This window comes from Halopseudomonas sp. (genome assembly GCF_041579695.1).
Taxonomy (GTDB): Bacteria; Pseudomonadota; Gammaproteobacteria; order Pseudomonadales; family Pseudomonadaceae; genus Halopseudomonas.
Map to the genome: position 1 here is coordinate 195452 of NZ_JBFGFI010000001.1, position 17963 is coordinate 213414.

A 17963-nucleotide genomic window follows, 5' to 3' on the forward strand; every position below is an offset into this window, starting at 1 on the left:
TGCCCGGTGGGAAGCAGCGCCTGAATTCAGGGCCCAACGGTTTCCCCATGGCGCGGCAGCGCCAACGAAAAGACCGCCGCGATAGCGATGAACAGGCTCGACACCCAGAGACAGGCTTCCAGGCCGTAGGCCTGGTATACCCAGCCCGACAGCAATGTGCCGATCAATCGGCCCATGGCGTTTGACATATAGTAGAAGCCGACATCCAGTGACACCCCGTCCTCCTTCGCATAGCTCACGATCAGATAGCTGTGCAACGACGAGTTGACCGCAAACAATACCCCGAACAACAGCAGACCCCCGACCAGCACGAGCTGGGGCGGGTAGCCCGCGGCGAGGCCCAGCGCGATCCCGGCAGGCAAACCTGCCAGCAGCAGCGCCCAGATCAACGCCGCGCGGCCATCCGGAACGCGGCCGTTGCTCGTGCGAGTGATTGAGGGGGCCACTGACTGCACAATGCCATAGCCGATCACCCAGCTCGCCATGAAGCCGCCCACCAGCCAGAAGTCCCAGCCGAATACGGCGCTGAGATAAACCGGCAGGGCAATCACGAACCAGACATCACGGGCGCCGAACAGGAACATGCGCGCCGCAGAGAGGACATTGATCGCCCGACTCTTGGATAGCACATCGCGGAACCTGGGTGTCGCGCTGGCCTTGCCCAGATCCTTCTTCAGGAAGACCAGACTGCACATCCACACCACGGCGAGCACGGCCGCCATCAGTAACATTGCGCCTCTGAATCCCAGTGTCGCCAGGAGCACGCCGCCAAGGAAAAATCCCACGCCCTTGAGCGCATTCTTCGAGCCAGTAAGTATGGCGACCCACTTGTACAGCGTGCCCTGCCGGGTGTTCGGCACCAGAAGCTTGATCGAGCTTTTGGCCGACATCTTGTTCAGATCCTTGGCGATGCCCGACAGTGCCTGCGCTCCCATCACCAGCGGCACCGTCAACCAGGCGGCAGGCACCGTGAGTATCAGCAGCGCGACGACCTGCAGTGCCAGACCGATATTCATCGTACGATTGAGGCCTACTCGGGCGCCGAGATAGCCCCCAACCAGATTGGTCACCACCCCGAAGATTTCGTAGAACAGAAACAGCGCGGCAATTTCCAGCGGCGAGTAGCCGAGGGTATAAAAGTGCAACACCACCAGCATGCGCAACGCGCCATCAGTCAGCGTGAACGCCCAGTAGTTGCCGGTCACCAGCAGGTACTGACGGATTTCCAACGGCAGTGCTGCCAGCCCTTTCATGCAATCGCTCCGCTCAGATCGCCTGTCCGACCAGCCGGGCCAGTTCTACCGTGCGGTTGGCATAACCCCACTCGTTGTCATACCAGGCATAAATCTTCACCTGGGTACCGTTTATCACCATGGTCGATAACGCATCGATGATCGATGAACGCGGATCGGTACGGTAATCGATCGATACCAGCGGGCGCTCTTCGTAGCCCAGAATGCCGGCCAACGGCCCCGCCGCCGCTGCCTGGAACAGCTGATTGACCTCTTCCACGGTCGTTTCGCGCTCAACCTCGAACACACAATCGGTCAGCGAGGCATTGGCCAGCGGAACCCTGACGGCGTGACCGTTGAGCCGCCCTTTCAGGTCCGGAAAGATCTCGGCGATTGCCGTCGCAGACCCGGTGCTGGTCGGGATCAGACTCATGCCGCAGGCCCGCGCCCGGCGCAGGTCCTTGTGCGGCTGATCAAGAATACTCTGGGTGTTGGTCAGGTCATGGATAGTGGTAATGGAGCCGTGCCGGATCCCCAGGGTTTCATGGATCACCTTGACCACCGGAGCCAGGCAGTTGGTCGTGCATGACGCCGCCGTCACAATGCGGTGCAGCGCCGGATCAAATAACTGCTCATTGACTCCGATCACCACGTTAAGCGCACCTGCCTCCTTCACCGGCGCACTGACCACGACCCGCTTCACGCCCTGATCAAGGTAGCCTTGCAGAACAGCCACGGTCTTCATTTTACCGCTGGCTTCGATCACCAGGTCGCAGGCGGACCAGTCGGTGTCGGCTATGGCCTTGTTCGCGGTGAGCTGCAGGCGCTTGCCCGCGATCAGGATGTTATCGCCCTCACTGGTGGCCTCGTGGGTCCAACGACCATGCACCGAATCGAAGTTGAGCAGGTGCGCGTGGGTAGCCGCATCGCCGGCCGGATCGTTGATCTGCACGAATTCCAGCTCCGGCCAGTCCCACGCAGCGCGTAAAGCGAGGCGGCCAATACGGCCAAATCCATTGATACCTACCTTGATGGTCATCGCTCACTCCTCATCGTTGTCAGCCCGAAACGCCGGACCGGTTTACCTACGCCTTTATTGGCGCACAGAGCGCTACGTTCCCTGCAGCAGCGCAAGCACGCTCCACCCGCTCGACATTGCCCTGCAACCAGTCAGCATTCGCCTTCAGCACCAGCGCCAGCATCTCCGTCACCCAGGCAGGCAGATCCGGATGTAGCCGGTAGTACACCCACTGGCCGCGACGCTCGTCCTCGAGCAATCCGCACCCGCGCAGCTGGGCGAGGTGACGGGAAATTTTCGGCTGACTCTCATCCAGAGCAGCGGTGAGCTCGCATACGCATAGCTCGGACTGCCGCGCGATAAGCAAGGTCATCCTTGCCCTGGTTTCGTCTGCCAGGCATTTGAACACGCTGATCGGTGTGAGTGTATGGGTCATCTGATTACCGTCTGTTGACGTGCGAGCCGGACAGGTGCGCGGCACTTAAATATGGTATCGCGAATATATGGAAATATGCATATGAAGTAAACGCCGCTTTGCAGCGCAAAAATACGCATTCCCCGGCACCTCAAGGCGGCGCGCAACCTGTGCTACGCTAGCGCCGCCGGCAAGCCATCGTGGCCTGTTCACCCGCTCCGCCGCCCATCAACTTTCTGCCTGACGCTGGATTGCTCAATGCCCGGAAGCACCGCTTCGTACGCCCTGACCCTTTCAAGCCGGATCGACAAAATGACCGCCTGGCTCGGTCGTGTGCTGGCTTGGCTCACCTTGCTGATGGTGCTGCTGACCGGCGCAGTCGTACTGCTGCGTTATGTTTTCGGGATTGGTGCCACGGCGATGCAGGAGCTGGTTCTCTACGCCCATGCGCTGGTTTTCATGGGTGCCGCGGCCTGGGCCCTGCAGCGTGACGCGCATGTGCGGGTCGATATCTTCTTTCGGCGGATGTCAGCAAAGCGCCAGGCCCTGGTCGATCTCACCGGCGGACTCTTCTTCCTTTTGCCAGTGTGCCTGTTTCTGGCCTGGAATTGCTGGGACTATGTCGCAGCATCCTGGGTCCGCAGCGAACGCTCGGCGGATGCCGGCGGTCTGCCCTGGGTCTATCTGCAGAAAAGCATCATTTTGCTGTTGGTTGCCACCCTGCTGCTGCAGGCTGTAGCCCAGATCATCAAGACGCTGTGCGTGCTCACCGGCGCCCTGCCCAGCCATCTGCCCAGCCGCCACGGGGAGCATCTGTAATGGCTGAGTTCATGGCTATCGCGTTGTTCATCTGCTTATGCCTGGCGCTGATGCTCGGCTATTCCGTCGCATTCACGCTGGGCGGCATATCCTTGCTGTTTGCGGGCGTCGGCGCCCTGATGGGCGTGTTCGATCCCAGTTTTTTTGGCGCGCTGCCCAGCCGGCTGTTCGGCACAATGAACAACCAGACCCTGCTGGCGGTGCCGCTGTTCGTGTTCATGGGCGTGATGCTGGAAAAATCCAGGGTGGCGGAGAAATTGCTGGAGTCGATGTCGCAACTGTTCGGCGGTTTGCGCGGTGGTCTGGCGTTTTCCGTGTTGCTGGTTGGCGCGTTGTTGGCCGCCAGCACCGGTATCGTCGGCGCCACTGTCGTCACCCTCGGGCTGCTGGCGCTCCCGACCATGTTGCGCCGCGGTTATGACCCCGCGCTGGCCACCGGCACCCTGGCCGCCACCGGCACGCTGGGGCAGATCATCCCGCCGTCGATCATCCTCGTGCTGCTCGGCGACGTCCTCTCCAACGCCTATCAACAGGCGCAGTTGCGCATGGGCATCTTCTCGCCGAAAACGGTCACGGTCGGCGATCTGTTCATCGGATCGTTATTGCCGGGGCTGCTGCTGGTCGGCCTGTATCTGCTATATCTGATCGGTGTGGCGCTCTGGCAACCGAAGAAAATGCCGGCGCTACCGCTCGAGGAACGCGGCCAGGTCAGCATCATCGGCCTGCTCACCAGCCTGCTCCCTCCACTGTTGCTGATCGCTGCCGTGCTCGGATCGATTCTCGCCGGCATCGCCACACCGACCGAAGCCGCGGCAGTCGGCGCTATCGGCGCGATGCTGCTGGCACTGGCGAATGGTCAGTTGTCTATTGCGCGGCTGCGCGAGGTCAGCCGGGCAACGACTGAAATCAGCGCGATGGTGTTCATGATCCTGATCGGGGCCTCGATCTTTTCCCTGGTATTCCGTGGTTTCGGCGGCGAGGACATGATTCATGGTCTGTTCCAGCAACTGCCTGGTGGCGCCTTTACCGCCACCGTGCTGGTGATGCTGGTGATCTTCCTGCTTGGCTTCATACTCGACTTTATCGAGATCACCTTTGTTGTGGTCCCGATCGTCGGTCCGGTCCTGCTGATGATGGGTATCGATCCGATCTGGCTGGGGGTGATGATCGCACTCAACCTGCAGACCTCCTTTCTGACGCCGCCCTTCGGCTTCGCGCTGTTCTATCTGCGCGGTGTCACGCCGCCCGAGGTGCCGACCTCAGCGATCTATCGCGGCGTCCTGCCGTTCATAGCCATCCAGATCCTGATGCTGGCAATAGTCGCGCTATGGCCGGGTTTGGTGACCTGGCTGCCGGGTGTTCTGTAGCGATTTTTCGCGACCGGCTGGAGCGTTCATTCCGGTAATTCCGGCTTTGCTATCCTGACCAGGGAACGGCTGCGCTTTTCATATGTCAGAGGCAGCTGACAAACGCATTCCTGCAGATTTCTCCATTATCTGACTGCACTACCGGAGACCCAATGCCCAGAACCGCACTGACCCTCTCATCGCTGATTATCAGCATCATTCTCCTGATCAGTGGTAACGCCTTTTTGATGACCCTCCTCGGCCTACGCCTGAGTATCGAGGAGTTCAGCGCCGGACTGATCGGCTGGATTCTGGTGCTCTATTCCTTCGGCTTTGTTGCCGGCACACTGTGGGCAGGGCGCATTATCGAGAAGGTAGGCCACATCCGCGCCTTTGCCGTGTTCGCCGCGGTGCTGGCGGCATCAATCCTGATTTACCCGATGGCCGTGGAGGCAGCACTGTGGGGATTGTTGCGCGCCCTGGGCGGTTTTGTGATGGCCGGGCTGATGATCGTGATGGAGAGCTGGTTCAGCAGCAAAGCCGACAATCGCAACCGCGCCACCCTGTTTGCGGTATACCAGTTGGTGTTCTTCCTCTCCACCGCTGGCGGACAGGTGCTTATCCGCGTCAGTGATCCGGTTGGATTCATTCCCTTCTCCCTGGCAGCCATCCTGATCGCGCTGGCGCTGGTGCCGCTATCGCTCACCCGGCAGCTGTCGCCCACCATTACCCAGGGCGAGCGGATGTCCCTGCGCAAGCTCTACACGGCTTCGCCCCAGGGCGCTCTGGGTGCGCTGGTCGCGGGGCTGCTGATCAGCGCCTTCTATGCGATGGGACCGGTGTTCGCCAACGGCATCGGGCTGGACGTGGGTCAGCTCTCCAACTTCATGGCCGCCGCGATCATAGCGGCAATGGTGCTGGCCTGGCCGGTCGGCCGCCTGTGCGACCGCTATGACCGCTATCAGGTCATGCTGGTCGCCTCCTGCGTGGCGGCCGTGTGCAGCCTGGTCGCCGCGCTGATTGGCGACTTCAGCATGGTGCTGCTGGTGATCTTTGTCGGCCTGTACATGGGCATCACCGCCACGCTCTATCCCATTGCGGTGGCGATCACCAATGACCTGATGGAAAGTCATCAGATCACCGCCACCAGCACCGCGCTCCTGCTCAGTTACGGGGTCGGCAGTTGCATCGGCGCGCCGCTCAGCGCGCTGTTCATGGAGCTGCTGGGGCCGCGTGGACTGTTTGTCAGCAATGCGCTGGTGCTCAGCGGTCTGATCCTGTTTATGCTTTTCGGCCCCAGCCGCAAGCACCCTGCCGTCGCTGATCAACAGCATTTCATTACCCTCTCGCCGGAAGCGTCACTGGGCCTGGCCGAGCTGGATCCGCGCTACACCGAGTTCGAGGAAGCCACCGATACAGGGCCTGAAGCGACAGATCCAGAAAAAGAGCATGACGAACATATCAGCGAAGCACCGGTATCACGGCAAGCCTGAACAACAGGGCCTCCCGTCATCAAGCGTGTCAGTGTGGTGCATCCGCGGCGGGTTGACCGTCAGTATGGCTGACGGTCGTGCTTCACCAGCCAGGCCAGGAACGGCGCGCCGGATCCTTCAATGTCGATCTGGCTCAATCCCAGCTCCCTTATCCGCACCGGGTGGACCTGGCCGTATAGCTGTTCGGCAATGTTGCCGTCGGCGAAGCCGGCACGGTTTGCAGTCTCCTGGGATGCAGCAAACACGATTCGCGGAATACGTGCCCAATGGGCGGCGGCTAGGCACATGGGGCAAGGCTCGCAGCTGGCATACAGGATGGTATCCGGAAGGTGCGGGGTGGCCAGATCTCTGGCGGCCATACGTATGGCCAATACCTCGGCGTGGGCGGTAGGATCGCAGTCCAGCGTAACCCGATTGGCGGCCCGGGCCACAACCTCGCCGCCGCGGACCACCAGTGCACCAAAGGGTCCCCCACCGTTTTCGATGGATTCAACAGCCAGTTGCACGGCCTGGTCCAGAAAGGCCCTGTCGGTTACCTCGTTTACGGCATAGCTCACGTTCGCCTCCTGTTCGCCCGTCGATTGTTCCAGAAACCCTGGCCTGGATAACCGCCAGGCGCTACAACAAAAAAAGCTCCGGCCCCAACAGGGACCGGAGCTTTTCAGCAACTGCCGTTTACTCAGTAAGGGCAGTTTCCGCGATACTCGGAAATGTCGCGGTCCGATTCATGGTCAGGTCCACACAGGAACTGATTGTAGCGCTGATCCTGATCCAGATGCAGCTTCATCCAGGAGACCCCGAAACGGCTCAACACATCGTCATACTGACCACCGCCGTTGCCACAATAGTGGCTCCCACCGTTGATTTCGACGAATGCCTTATCGGTGCTGGCAGGAATCTGACCATAGAATGGCGACGCATGGCTTCTCACCGGTGCCACGGTATCTGACTCACAGGCAACTATCAGCGCAGGCGCGCCCACATTGCGGAAACTGATCGTGTCATACGGCGCCAATGGAATGACCGCCTTGATACGACCTTCAGAAGCAACTCGCAAGGCACCGCCACCGCCCATCGACCAGCCAACAACACCGAGACGGTCAGTATCGATCATGTTGCGGACCGGACTGTTGTAGGAAGAATTCTCTGCGACGAGATAGTCCAGCGCACTGTTGATCTGAGTGGCGCGGCTGCGTGGCTGATCGTAGCCACTGTTGGTATCGATAGTCATGACCACGAAACCGTGTGAAGCCAGCTTGGGCCCCCACCACGCGATAGAAGACTCCGCAGAGACAAAGCCCGGGATGACAACAATGGCCGCCATCGTGCCGGTGGTACCCTGCGGATAATGGATGGTGCCTCCGCCAAATCCGCTGACCAGGCTGGATACACGGCTAGTGCTTACCGAGTAAGGTCCGCGCGCCGACTCAAGGAGAGAAACGCTCGGGTCAGGTCCGCGCTCGAAGCCCTCGCCCGGTTCACCCGGTACCGGTGTTGGCTCTGGCTCGGTCGGTGGTGGGTTGTAGGCGAAAGTGGAAGCAGAAAACAGCAGCGCGCTCGCTGCCATCATTGTTAGCAAGGATGAAGACATATTCTTGTTTTTCATTGGAACTCCGTCAGTCGGTATTATTGTTTTTACTCGCCAGGATGCAGGCTCAAATAAATATAATTCCCTGCAGCAAGACATGAGTCTTGATCGCAACTAAAGGAGAGTCAATATAGAAACGTAAGTTTCACCCGAATTGGGTATAAGAGCGCAGGATATAATATAAGCATTAGCGATCTTTCTCTTTAATTGCACATATGTAAGGATCACACTTCAGCACATTTAACCCGCATGGGGTATATCAGAGTTAACCTCATGATGTTACGCGGAAAACTAACAAACGTAGCGCAGGCAAGGCTAGCACCGTTGATTTCAACAAACGCCTTGTCTATCGCTTCGGAAATCTGATTGTAGAATAATGAGTTTCTACTGTAACTAATGATGCGTCAATTCACCCATTCAGGTTTAACCCAAACGGGTTATAGTGCGGATCGAAAACTGGCGCTGATGATAAAGACAACTTATTAGCACGCAAGTGTATTGAACCCTCGACCACACAGGTCTTGTCTTAAAAAGAACAGAACATCGTATCTTTTATACAAAGATCAACTGCAACCTGTGTGTTCGGCTGAACGATCATGCTCCGCGCACTCACCACGGGGACACTTTAGCGCCGTCGTATCCCGGACGCAGTGCGTACGCAGCAGCGGCGCCGCAGCGGTTCAATGAATACCTGAACATTCTGGCGGCAGGGTCGTCTTAGGGGGACGGCAGCTAAAGCTGTATGCTGGGAAATGTTCATCTGGCCCCATTGATTCAATTTTAGTTTTTCCAGGAGAAAAAGAATGTCAGACACCAACATTGAACTTATTTCAACCATCAGCGAAGACAACAAGCTGGAACTTGCCCTGCGCGAGATCGAGACCCCCCAACCAGGCGAAAACGAAGTGGTCATCCGCGTCGAAGCCGCCCCTATCAACCCGTCTGACCTGGGAGTGATGTTCAGCGCGGCCGATATGACCACTGCCAAGCAATCCGGTAGCGCCGATCGCCCGGTCATCACTGCCGATGTGCCGGCCAAGTTCATGGGTGCGGTTAAAAAGCGGGTTGGCAAGTCTATACCCGTGGGTAACGAAGGCGCCGGTACAGTCATCGCTGCTGGCTCATCAGCCGCTGCGCAAAGCCTGATGGGTAAAACCGTTGCGTTCATTGGCGGTGGTAGCTACCGCAAATACCTGCGTGCCAATGTGCAAAGCTGTCTGGAACTGGAGCCGGGTACGACTGCAGTCGAGGGCGCTTCCAGCTTTGTTAACCCGCTGACGGCATTGACCATGGTAGAAACCATGCGCGCTGAAGGTCACAAGGCGATCGTTCACGCTGCTGCCGCCTCCAACCTCGGACAAATGCTCAACCGCATCTGCATCGCCGACGGCATCGACCTGGTCAATATCGTCCGCAAGCCGGAACAGGAAGCCTTGCTGCGCGAGCAAGGTGCCAAGTACGTGGTCAACTCCAGTAGCGACAGCTTTATGGCCGACCTGACCCAGGCACTGATCGAAACCGGCGCGACTATCGCCTTCGATCCCATCGGTGGCGGCCGTCTGGCCAGCGATATTCTCACCTGTATGGAAGCCGCAGTCTCGCGTGACATCACTGAATACAGCGTGTATGGATCTACCATCTTCAAACAGGTTTATATCTACGGCGGTCTTGATCGCGGCCCGATCACGCTGAACCGCACCTTTGGTTTTGCCTGGGGTGTGAACGGCTTCCTGTTGTTCAACGCGTTAGGAAAGCTGGGTAACGACACCGTCGCCGCCATGCGCAAACGCATAGCCGCCGAAATCAAGACCACCTTCGCCAGCCACTACACTCACGAAGTATCCTTGGCCGGCGCGTTACAACTGGATGCGATCTCGGTTTACGGCAAACAGGCTACCGGAGAGAAGTTCCTGATCAAACCGCAGAGCTAACGCTTAGCGTCTTGTCGGGCGCTGGAGTCGGATTGGCTTCAGCGCCTGCACAAAGGTAATCCTGCCGAGCAATGACTCTGACCCCATTGACCCATTGATCCCCAGCTTCAGCAAAAAACCAGACTTTCAGTTGGCGCGGAAGTATGGGACCGGCACTTGCCGCACTTTATAACCAACGCATGCCGATTGCTCACCGGTGAAAGGTGCCCATGGGCGACGGATCGAAAATCCCGCTATCAACCCCGTAATCCGTACATCGCCTGCTCACTGATCGCGTGATAGGCCCATACTTTCTCGCGGAAGGCTTCCATCGAGTCCCACACCTGGCGGTTCAGCGCACCGGCGTTGGCGGTTTCTTCCAGCACTTCCATGGACAACTCACGCAAGCGCGCGAGCACTTCATCCGGCAGGCGGCGCAGGTCTACGTTGTGCTCGTTCACCAGGGTGTTGAGGGCGTCGGCGTTACGGCGAGTGTATTCGTCCAGCATGAACTGGTTGGTGGCCCGGGCCGCTTCGCGGACGATGCCTTGCAGGTCTGCGGGCAATTGATCGAAGGCGGCCTGGTTGATGCTCAGCTCCAGCACCGCACAGGGCTCCTGCCAGCCGGGGTAGTAGTAGTACTTGGCGGCCTGGTGCAGGCCGAAGGCCAGGTCGTTGTAGGGGCTGACCCAGTCGGTGGCATCGATGACGTTGTTCTGCAGGGCGCTGAATATTTCGCTGCCGGGCAGGTTGACGGTGGTGGCGCCGGCGCGGGCGAGCACTTCGCCGCCGAAACCGGGCATGCGGATCTTCAGGCCGCGCAGATCCTCCAGGCTGTTGATTTCCTTGTTGAACCAGCCGGCCATCTGCACGCCTGTGTTGCCGCATGGGAGTGGCAGGATGCCTGCGGATTCGTAGGCTTGCTGCCATAGCTCCAGCCCGCCACCTTCATACAGCCAGGCGTTCATTTCCTGGGCGTTCATGCCGAAGGGTACGGCGGTGAAGAACGGGGCTGCAGCGCTTTTGCCTTTCCAGTAATAGGCAGCACTGTGGCCCAGCTCTGCAGTACCGCTGGATACCGCATCGAAGACTTCCAGTGCAGGAACCAGTTCTCCCGCGGCAAACACCTGAACCGTGAGACGTCCATTGGACATTGCGCTGACCGTCTCGGCAAAACGTTCGGCGGTGGTGCCCAGGCCCGGGAAGTTCTTGGGCCAGGAGGTGACCATCTTCCACTTGAAGCGTTGTTCGGACGGGGTTGGGTGCTCGGCTTTGGTGGCGGTCTGGTCTGAGCATCCGGTGAGGGCAACGGCGCCGAGCCCGAGGCCGGCGACGGTAAGGAGTTGGCGGCGTTTCATTTTTTCAGGTTCTCTTTTTGTTGGCGGCTGTGTGAGGCTGATTCTGTAAAAATGGATTCCCGCGTTCGCGGGAATGACGGTGTACGTGGCGCTGCTATTACAGGGCTTGCAGCTTGGCGTAGGCAACCATCAACCACTTGCTGCCTTCATCATCGAAATTGACCTGGATGCGCGCCTGGGCGCCCTGGCCTTCGTAGTTCAGCACCACTCCTTCACCGAACAGCGAATGCATCACCCGCTGGCCCAGGGCGAAGCCAGTACTCTCGGTTGCCTCTGCCGCAAACAGACCGGTTTTTGCCGGGCCAAAGGGCCGGCTGACCTGACTGCCCAGGCGGACTTCGCGGATCAGTTCAGTGGGGATTTCGCGGACAAAACGCGATACCTTATTGAAGGTCTCGCTGCCGTAAAGCCGGCGGGTTTCCGCCCAGGTAATCACCAGCTGCTGCATGGCGCGAGTGATGCCGACGTAGGCCAGGCGACGTTCTTCCTCCAGCCGTCCGGGCTCTTCCAGGCTCATCTTGTGCGGGAACAGTCCTTCCTCGACGCCGGCCAGAAACACCAGCGGAAACTCCAGGCCCTTGGCGCTGTGCAGCGTCATCAGCTGTACGCTGTCCTCGAAACGATCCGCCTGGGTTTCGCCCGCCTCCAGCGAAGCATGGGCAAGGAACGCCAGCAAGGTGTCGCCCTCGGCTTCCTCGTCGGCCTGATCGTTCTCGAAGGCGCGGGCAGCCGACACCAGCTCTTCGAGGTTTTCCACCCGCGCCTGGGCCTTCTCGCCCTTCTCGTTTTCATGAAAGCGCAGCAGTCCGCTCTGCTCGATGACCTGCTGGGCCATGCTGTACAGGGGCACGCCCTCGACCCGCACGGTGATTTCTTCGATCAGTTCGCAAAAGGTCTGCACGGCGTTGGCCGCCCGACCAGGCAAGCCCTTGTTGTCGAGCAGGTCGCAGGCCGCCTGCCACATCGACACATCCTGCTGGCGGGCGTGCTGGCGCAAGGTCTCGACGGTCTTGTCGCCGATGCCGCGTGTCGGCAGGTTGATAATCCGCTCCAGCGCGCCGTCGTCGCCACGGTTGGCGACCAGGCGCATATAGGCCATCGCATTCTTGATTTCGGCGCGCTCGAAGAAGCGCTGACCGCCGTAGATACGATAGGGAATGGCCGCGCGCAGCAACGCTTCCTCAAGCACTCGCGACTGCGCGTTGGAGCGGTAGAGGATGGCAATCTCGCTGCGCGACATCCCTTCCGTCACCGCTTGGTCGATGCGCTCGACGATAAAGCGCGCCTCATCCTGCTCGTTGAAGCCGGCATACAGGGAGATCGGCTCGCCTTCAGAACCTTCGGTCCACAGCTCTTTGCCCATGCGTCCGGCGTTCTGCTCGATCAGCGCGTTGGCCGCCTTGAGAATGCACGCGGTGGAGCGGTAGTTCTGCTCGAGACGGATCAGCTCGGAGCTGGGGTAGTCGCGCTGGAACTGGTAGATATTTTCGACCTTGGCGCCACGCCAGCCATAGATCGACTGGTCATCGTCACCCACCACCATCAGGCTGGGGTTCTTGCCGGCAATCAGTCGCAACCAGGCGTACTGCACCGCGTTGGTGTCCTGGAACTCGTCCACCAACATATGCCTGAAGCGGGCCTGGTACTGCTCGCGCAGTGAGTCGTTGTCGCGCCAGAGCTCCAGCGAGCGCAGTAACAGCTCGGCAAAGTCGACCACGCCGGCACGCGCGCAGGCCTGCTCGTAGCCCTGATAGATCTTCAGCATGGTGGTCAGAAACAGATCGCCGGCTGGCTGGATGTTCTGGGGACGCAGCCCTTCATCTTTCTGCCCGTTGATCCACCACTGGGCCTGCCGCGGCGCCCACTGGTTCTCGTCCAGCCCCAGCTCGCGGATGACCCGCTTGACCAGGCGCATCTGATCGTCGCTATCGAGTATCTGAAACTGCTCGGCCAGGCCGGCCTCACGCCAGTGCGCGCGCAGCAGCCGGTGTGCCAGACCGTGAAAGGTGCCGACCCACATGCCCTGTGGCGAGATGCCGAGCAGTTGCTCGATGCGGTGACGCATCTCGTGGGCTGCCTTATTGGTAAAGGTGACCGAGAGAATGCTCCAGGGCGACGCCTTTTCAACCTCGACCAGCCAGGCAATCCGGTGGACCAGAACGCGGGTCTTGCCTGAGCCGGCACCGGCCAGAACCAGTTGCTGTCCAGGCGCGGCGGTAACGGCCTGGCGCTGGGCATCGTTTAGGGAATTGAGCAGATGTGAAATATCCATCGCGGCATTCTACCAGCACGCACAGCGAAGCCGGAAAAAATGGCTGCAAAGTGCAGTCCAGACGCCTTGTTTTGAGTTTATCGGCGCGTTTGGGCTGTGCCGGGCCAGGGCGCTGGTGTAAGGTTGCACTCGATCGAAATATAACAAGAATCATCGAGTGCCAAGGGAATCACGTCAAAATGACGTTTACGTCAACCTCACAACCGGTTGTGCCTCAACAGCACCTGCGCCTGCGCGCACTGGATATGCTGTTCGCCTTTGCGCGTCTGCCGCAATGGCTGATCATGTTCAACGCGGTGGCGATGCTTCCGCTGTTGTGGTCGCACACCAGTCACCTGCAGCTACTGAGCTGGACTGGCGTGCTCGGCGTACTGACGCTATTGCGCGTGATGCTGGTACGCCGCTACCAGAACGCCCCTGAATCTCAACGGGTGAGGCTGCGCTGGCCGGCCATGTTATATCTGGGCAACCTGGCATCTGGTTTGTGTCTGGGCTGGGTGCACATCGCCCTGGTGCCAGCCGATAACTTCATGCTGCAGGCACCCGCCTATGCGTTGACGGCAGGAATATCCGTGTGCGTCAGCGTTATCTACGCCTATCGCTTCAGGGCATTCCTCGCTTTCGCGCTGACCGGATGGCTGTTACCCAGTCTTTACCTGTTGCTGCAGGATGACGCCTCCAGCCCCTACTGGGGGATGATGGGCAGCATTCTGTTCTGCTGCCTGCTGATGGGAGCCGCGTTTATCAACCGCTCCATCAAAATGGCTCTGCAGGCCGGTCTGCACAATGAATTGCTGGTCGGCAGGCTTGAGGAAGCACGCCGCCAATCAGAAGATCTTAACCATCAGCTGACCCAGGAGATCCAGCAGCGGCGACAGGCCGAGCAGAGTTTGCGTGACAGCCACGGGGTGCTTGAGGAGCACGTGACGCTGCGGACCGCCGAGCTGGAACAGGCCAGCGCCGCACTGAAGTCCAGCCAGACACAGCTTACGTTGGCGATGGACGCCAGCCAGCTCGGTCTCTGGGACTGGAATCTGGAAACCGACGAGGTGGCCCACTCGCATCTCGAGGAAATATTCGGCCTGCCCACTCACTCGGTCACGTCCATGCGTGCACATCTGGCTCCTCGGGTACATCCCGATGATACTGAGCTGGTGCGCAGCACCCTGATCAACCACATGCGCATGCTGACGAACTCCTACCGTATCGAATATCGCGTTCGGCACGCCGATGGACGCTGGGTATGGGTAGAAGACAGTGGCAGGGCAGTGGAGCACGACGCCAATGGCCGCGTGTTGCGAATGATCGGTACCCGACGCGACATCAGCGCGCGCAAGATCCATGATGAACAGGCAAAGCTGGCGGCAACGGTGTTCGAGGCAACAGCCGAAGGCATTTTCATTCTCGACCCGGATCTGCGAATTCTTACCGTGAACAACGCCTTCAGCGTGATCACCGGCTTTGCCGCCGAAGACGTTGTAGGGGTGCCCATCGTCGACACCAATAAGGTGACCAAGAACCAGCCCAACTTTCAGGCTTTGTGTGACATCCTGGAGAACAACGATCGCTGGGAAGGCGAGCGCATCAGTCAGCGCCGCAGCGGCGAGCTCTATCCACAGTGGCTGCAGTTGACGGTGGTGCGCAATACCGCCGGCAACGTCACCCATTATGTGGGTTTCTTTGCCGACCTCAGCGTGCGGCGCCAGACCGAAGAGAAGCTGCAATACCTGACCAGCCACGACAGTCTGACGGGACTGGCCAATCGCAGCATGTTTACCCAGCGCCTGCAGGAATCCACCGCCAGAGCCAGGCAACTCGGCCAGAACCTGGCGCTGATGCATGTGGATCTGGATCGTTTCAAGCACATCAACGACACCCTGGGCCACGCGGTAGCCGACGAGCTGCTGCGCCAGGTAGCCCTGCGGCTGCGCGAGGTCACACCTGACACCGACACCCTGGCCCGGCTGTCGGCCGACGAATTCGTCATCATCATCGAGCAGGACACCAGCCGTGAGCGCCTCGAGCACCGGGCCGGCCTGATACTCGATTTTCTGCGGCTACCGCTGGTTATCGGCGAGCACGAACTGGTGGTCACCGCGTCCATCGGCATCAGCGAGTTTCCCCGCACGGCTCGCGACAGCCTGGTGCTGATCACCCAGGCCAATCAGGCAATGCAGCATGCCAAGCATCTGGGCGGCAACAGCTTCCAGTTCTTCACCGAGCAACTGCCCGGCTACAGCCTGGCGCGCCTGCAACTGGAAAACCAGCTGCGCAAGGCACTGGATGAGGATCAGCTGATTCTTCATTACCAACCCAAGCTGCACCTGGCCAGTGATCGCATACAGGGCGCCGAAGCACTGGTGCGCTGGCAGCACCCCGAACAGGGCCTGCTGCTGCCGGGAGCCTTTATCGAGATAGCCGAGGAAACCGGCATGATCATCGCCCTGGGCGATGCGGTATTGACCAAGGCGTGCGTTCAGGCCAGCGCGTGGTATCACCGCGGCCCGGCGCCGATTTGCATCGCCGTCAACCTCTCGGTCCAGCAACTGCGCCAGTCGAACTTCGCTGCACGGGTCCAGCAGATTCTCGAGCAGACCCGGTTACCCGCCAGCATGCTGGAGTTCGAACTGACCGAGAGCATGCTGCTCGAGCATGTGGATGCGGTCGCAGAAAATATCGCCCAGCTGAAACACATGGGTATTCGTCTGGCAATCGACGACTTCGGTACCGGTTACTCTTCGCTGGCCTACCTGAAGCGTTTTCCGATCTCGACGCTGAAGATCGATCGCGCCTTCATCGGCGAACTCGACGAGCACAGCCCCCAGCGCCCACGCAGCCAGGATGCCGCCATCATTCGCGCAATCATCGCGATGGCCCACAGCCTGGATCTGATTGTGGTCGCCGAGGGCGTGGAGCATGATGGCCAGCTGGAATTTCTCAAGGAACACCTGTGTGACGAAGTGCAGGGTTACCTGATCAGCCGCCCTGTCACGGCGGCGGAATTCACCACGCTTTTGACCGAAAGCGCCGAAGCCTAACGCTGGTCGAGCCAGCGATGCCCCAGCCTTTCCAGCAGACTGTCAGCCGCCACCGGACCCCAGCTGCCGGCTGCGTAGCGCTTTGGCGAGCGATAATAGTCCGACCAGCCGTGGATGATCGGGTCGACCCAGCCCCAGGCCGCCTCGATCTCGTCGCGCCGCATGAAGAGCGTGGCGTCACCGCTGATCACATCCAGCAGCAGCCGCTCGTAGGCATCCCAGCGGCGCTTGGTGAATGCCTCGGCAAAGTTCAGATCCAGATCCACATCCTGCAGATTCATCCCGCGGCCCGGACGTTTTGCCATCAATGACAAGCGAATACTCTCGTCCGGCTGCAGCCGGATCACCAGGCGGTTATGCGCCGGCGCCTCGCTGCCCTGACCGAACAGACGGTAAGGCACCGGCTTGAACTGAATGACAATTTCGGATTTGCGCTGCGCCAGACTCTTGCCCGTCCGCAAATAAAACGGCACGCCGGCCCAGCGCCAGTTGTCGACCTCAGCCTTGAGCGCGACAAAGGTCTCGATGTTGCTGTCGTGGTCCACGCTTTTTTCAAAGTAATAGGCCGGCAGTTTTTCGCCGGCGCGCACACCCCTGGAATACTGGCCGCGCACGGTGCGATCCTGCACATCGAGACCGGTGATAGGTCGCAGCGCTTCCAGAATCTTCAGCTTTTCGTTACGCACCGCCTCGGGCTCGAAATGCACCGGCGCTTCCATTGCCACCAGGCACAACAGCTGCAACAGGTGGTTCTGCACCATGTCGCGCATTGCGCCAGCGTTGTCGTAGTAGGCGCCGCGGCTCTCCACTCCCACGGTTTCCAGCACACTGATCTGCACGTGATCTATGTGCGCGTTACGCCACAGCGGCTCGAAAAGATTGTTGCCGAAGCGCAGCGCCAGCAGATTCTGCACGGTTTCCTTGCCCAGGTAATGATCGATGCGAAAAACCCGGGATTCGTCAAACACCCTGCCAATACCATCATTGATCTGGTTGGCCGTTTCCAGGCTCTGGCCCACAGGTTTCTCCAGCACGATGCGCGCCTGCTTGTCAGCCAGCCCGACCGAGGCCAGGTGCTGCGCGGTAGCCGCAAAAAGCTCGGGAAAGATCGCCAGGTAGAACACCCTGATTCGGTCGGGTCGGGTACCCAGCGCTTTGGCCAGGCGCGGAAATTCCACCCGCTGGCTAGCGTCCAGCGTAATAAAGTCCAGGCGATCGGCGAAGCTGGACCAGGCGGTCTCGTCAAAGTCGCCGGGCGCCAGGTACTGCCCCAGATGGCGTTTCACCAGTTGGCGGTAGCCGGTCTCGTCATGCCGCGCACGCGCGACCGACAGGATTCGGCTATCGGGGTGCAGATGCCGATCGCGGTGGAGGTAGTAAAGCGCCGGCAGAAGTTTGCGCAGGGCCAGATCGCCGGTCCCGCCGAAAACTACAATGTCGCAAGGCTCGCTGTGTTGCACCGACACGCTCATTC

At 59.8% G+C, this 17963-nt stretch carries 13 protein-coding genes; 5 read left to right on the forward strand and 8 right to left on the reverse strand.

The window, feature by feature from the left end; genetic code table 11:
• Nucleotides 1-26 precede the first annotated feature (26 nt).
• The 3 genes from arsJ to ABYA88_RS00965 are packed head-to-tail and all read right to left on the reverse strand — an operon-like array spanning nt 27 to nt 2686.
• Nucleotides 27-1253: an organoarsenical effux MFS transporter ArsJ gene (gene arsJ, locus ABYA88_RS00955; RefSeq protein WP_373184588.1), complete on the reverse strand. Its 1227-nt coding sequence runs from the start codon at nt 1251-1253 to the stop codon at nt 27-29.
• Nucleotides 1254-1266: 13 nt separating this feature from the next.
• A complete protein-coding gene (locus ABYA88_RS00960) occupies nt 1267-2271 on the reverse strand; it encodes an ArsJ-associated glyceraldehyde-3-phosphate dehydrogenase (protein ID WP_373184590.1) in 1005 nt (334 codons plus the stop codon).
• 46 nt (nt 2272-2317) lie between these two features.
• Entirely contained in the window at nt 2318-2686 is a 369-nt protein-coding gene (locus ABYA88_RS00965) for a metalloregulator ArsR/SmtB family transcription factor (protein WP_373184592.1), read from the reverse strand.
• A gap of 291 nt (nt 2687-2977) precedes the next feature.
• Between ABYA88_RS00965 and ABYA88_RS00970 the strand changes: the two genes are divergently transcribed.
• From ABYA88_RS00970 to ABYA88_RS00980, 3 genes are all read left to right on the forward strand, one after another.
• Nucleotides 2978-3484 (forward strand): TRAP transporter small permease subunit, encoded by a 507-nt coding sequence (locus ABYA88_RS00970; protein ID WP_373184594.1) that lies wholly within the window; start codon nt 2978-2980, stop codon nt 3482-3484.
• Nucleotides 3484-4851: a TRAP transporter large permease subunit gene (locus tag ABYA88_RS00975; protein WP_373184596.1), complete on the forward strand. Its 1368-nt coding sequence runs from the start codon at nt 3484-3486 to the stop codon at nt 4849-4851. Before ABYA88_RS00970 ends, ABYA88_RS00975 begins: the two co-directional genes overlap by 1 nt.
• Nucleotides 4852-5003: 152 nt before the next feature.
• Entirely contained in the window at nt 5004-6323 is a 1320-nt protein-coding gene (locus ABYA88_RS00980; protein ID WP_373184598.1) for an MFS transporter, read from the forward strand.
• 59 nt (nt 6324-6382) lie between these two features.
• Here the strand turns inward: ABYA88_RS00980 and ABYA88_RS00985 are convergent, their stop codons facing one another.
• Together ABYA88_RS00985 and ABYA88_RS00990 are read right to left on the reverse strand one after the other, a co-directional pair.
• Nucleotides 6383-6880, reverse strand: coding sequence for a nucleoside deaminase (locus tag ABYA88_RS00985; RefSeq protein ID WP_373184600.1), 498 nt, complete (start codon nt 6878-6880; stop codon nt 6383-6385).
• Nucleotides 6881-7002: 122 nt separating this feature from the next.
• Complete coding sequence (locus tag ABYA88_RS00990) at nt 7003-7929, reverse strand: alpha/beta hydrolase family protein (RefSeq protein ID WP_373184602.1); 927 nt, start codon at nt 7927-7929, stop codon at nt 7003-7005.
• A 785-nt stretch (nt 7930-8714) separates the two neighbouring features.
• On the opposite strand from ABYA88_RS00990, the gene ABYA88_RS00995 reads away from it, so the two are divergent.
• Nucleotides 8715-9842 carry a zinc-binding dehydrogenase gene (locus ABYA88_RS00995; RefSeq protein ID WP_373184604.1) on the forward strand — a complete coding sequence of 376 codons (1128 nt, stop codon included), beginning with the start codon at nt 8715-8717 and terminating at the stop codon, nt 9840-9842.
• 236 nt (nt 9843-10078) lie between these two features.
• On the opposite strand, the gene ABYA88_RS01000 is transcribed toward ABYA88_RS00995, so the two are convergent.
• Together ABYA88_RS01000 and uvrD are read right to left on the reverse strand one after the other, a co-directional pair.
• Nucleotides 10079-11179 (reverse strand): TRAP transporter substrate-binding protein, encoded by a 1101-nt coding sequence (locus ABYA88_RS01000; RefSeq protein ID WP_373184605.1) that lies wholly within the window; start codon nt 11177-11179, stop codon nt 10079-10081.
• 97 nt (nt 11180-11276) lie between these two features.
• On the reverse strand, nt 11277-13451 hold the full coding sequence (gene uvrD, locus ABYA88_RS01005) for a DNA helicase II (RefSeq protein ID WP_373184607.1): 2175 nt from the start codon (nt 13449-13451) through the stop codon (nt 11277-11279).
• A 179-nt stretch (nt 13452-13630) separates the two neighbouring features.
• Between uvrD and ABYA88_RS01010 the strand changes: the two genes are divergently transcribed.
• Nucleotides 13631-16489, forward strand: a complete 2859-nt coding sequence (locus ABYA88_RS01010) for an EAL domain-containing protein (protein ID WP_373184609.1) — start codon at nt 13631-13633, stop codon at nt 16487-16489.
• Here the strand turns inward: ABYA88_RS01010 and zwf are convergent.
• Nucleotides 16486-17961, reverse strand: coding sequence for a glucose-6-phosphate dehydrogenase (gene zwf / locus ABYA88_RS01015; RefSeq protein WP_373184611.1), 1476 nt, complete (start codon nt 17959-17961; stop codon nt 16486-16488). The two genes, ABYA88_RS01010 and zwf, sit on opposite strands and share 4 nt — an antisense overlap.
• Between the last annotated feature and the right edge of the window lie 2 nt (nt 17962-17963).

Excerpts from the sequence above, each read along its gene's own strand:
- arsJ (WP_373184588.1), bottom strand. The coding sequence starts at position 1,253 with ATGAAAGGGCTGGCAGCACTGCCGTTGGAAATCCGTCAGTACCTGCTG.
- ABYA88_RS00960 (WP_373184590.1), bottom strand. The coding sequence starts at position 2,271 with ATGACCATCAAGGTAGGTATCAATGGATTTGGCCGTATTGGCCGCCTC.
- ABYA88_RS00965 (WP_373184592.1), bottom strand. The coding sequence starts at position 2,686 with ATGACCCATACACTCACACCGATCAGCGTGTTCAAATGCCTGGCAGAC.
- ABYA88_RS00970 (WP_373184594.1), top strand. The coding sequence starts at position 2,978 with ATGACCGCCTGGCTCGGTCGTGTGCTGGCTTGGCTCACCTTGCTGATG.
- ABYA88_RS00975 (WP_373184596.1), top strand. The coding sequence starts at position 3,484 with ATGGCTGAGTTCATGGCTATCGCGTTGTTCATCTGCTTATGCCTGGCG.
- ABYA88_RS00980 (WP_373184598.1), top strand. The coding sequence starts at position 5,004 with ATGCCCAGAACCGCACTGACCCTCTCATCGCTGATTATCAGCATCATT.
- ABYA88_RS00990 (WP_373184602.1), bottom strand. The coding sequence starts at position 7,929 with ATGAAAAACAAGAATATGTCTTCATCCTTGCTAACAATGATGGCAGCG.
- ABYA88_RS00995 (WP_373184604.1), top strand. The coding sequence starts at position 8,715 with ATGTCAGACACCAACATTGAACTTATTTCAACCATCAGCGAAGACAAC.
- ABYA88_RS01000 (WP_373184605.1), bottom strand. The coding sequence starts at position 11,179 with ATGAAACGCCGCCAACTCCTTACCGTCGCCGGCCTCGGGCTCGGCGCC.
- uvrD (WP_373184607.1), bottom strand. The coding sequence starts at position 13,451 with ATGGATATTTCACATCTGCTCAATTCCCTAAACGATGCCCAGCGCCAG.
- ABYA88_RS01010 (WP_373184609.1), top strand. The coding sequence starts at position 13,631 with ATGACGTTTACGTCAACCTCACAACCGGTTGTGCCTCAACAGCACCTG.
- zwf (WP_373184611.1), bottom strand. The coding sequence starts at position 17,961 with ATGAGCGTGTCGGTGCAACACAGCGAGCCTTGCGACATTGTAGTTTTC.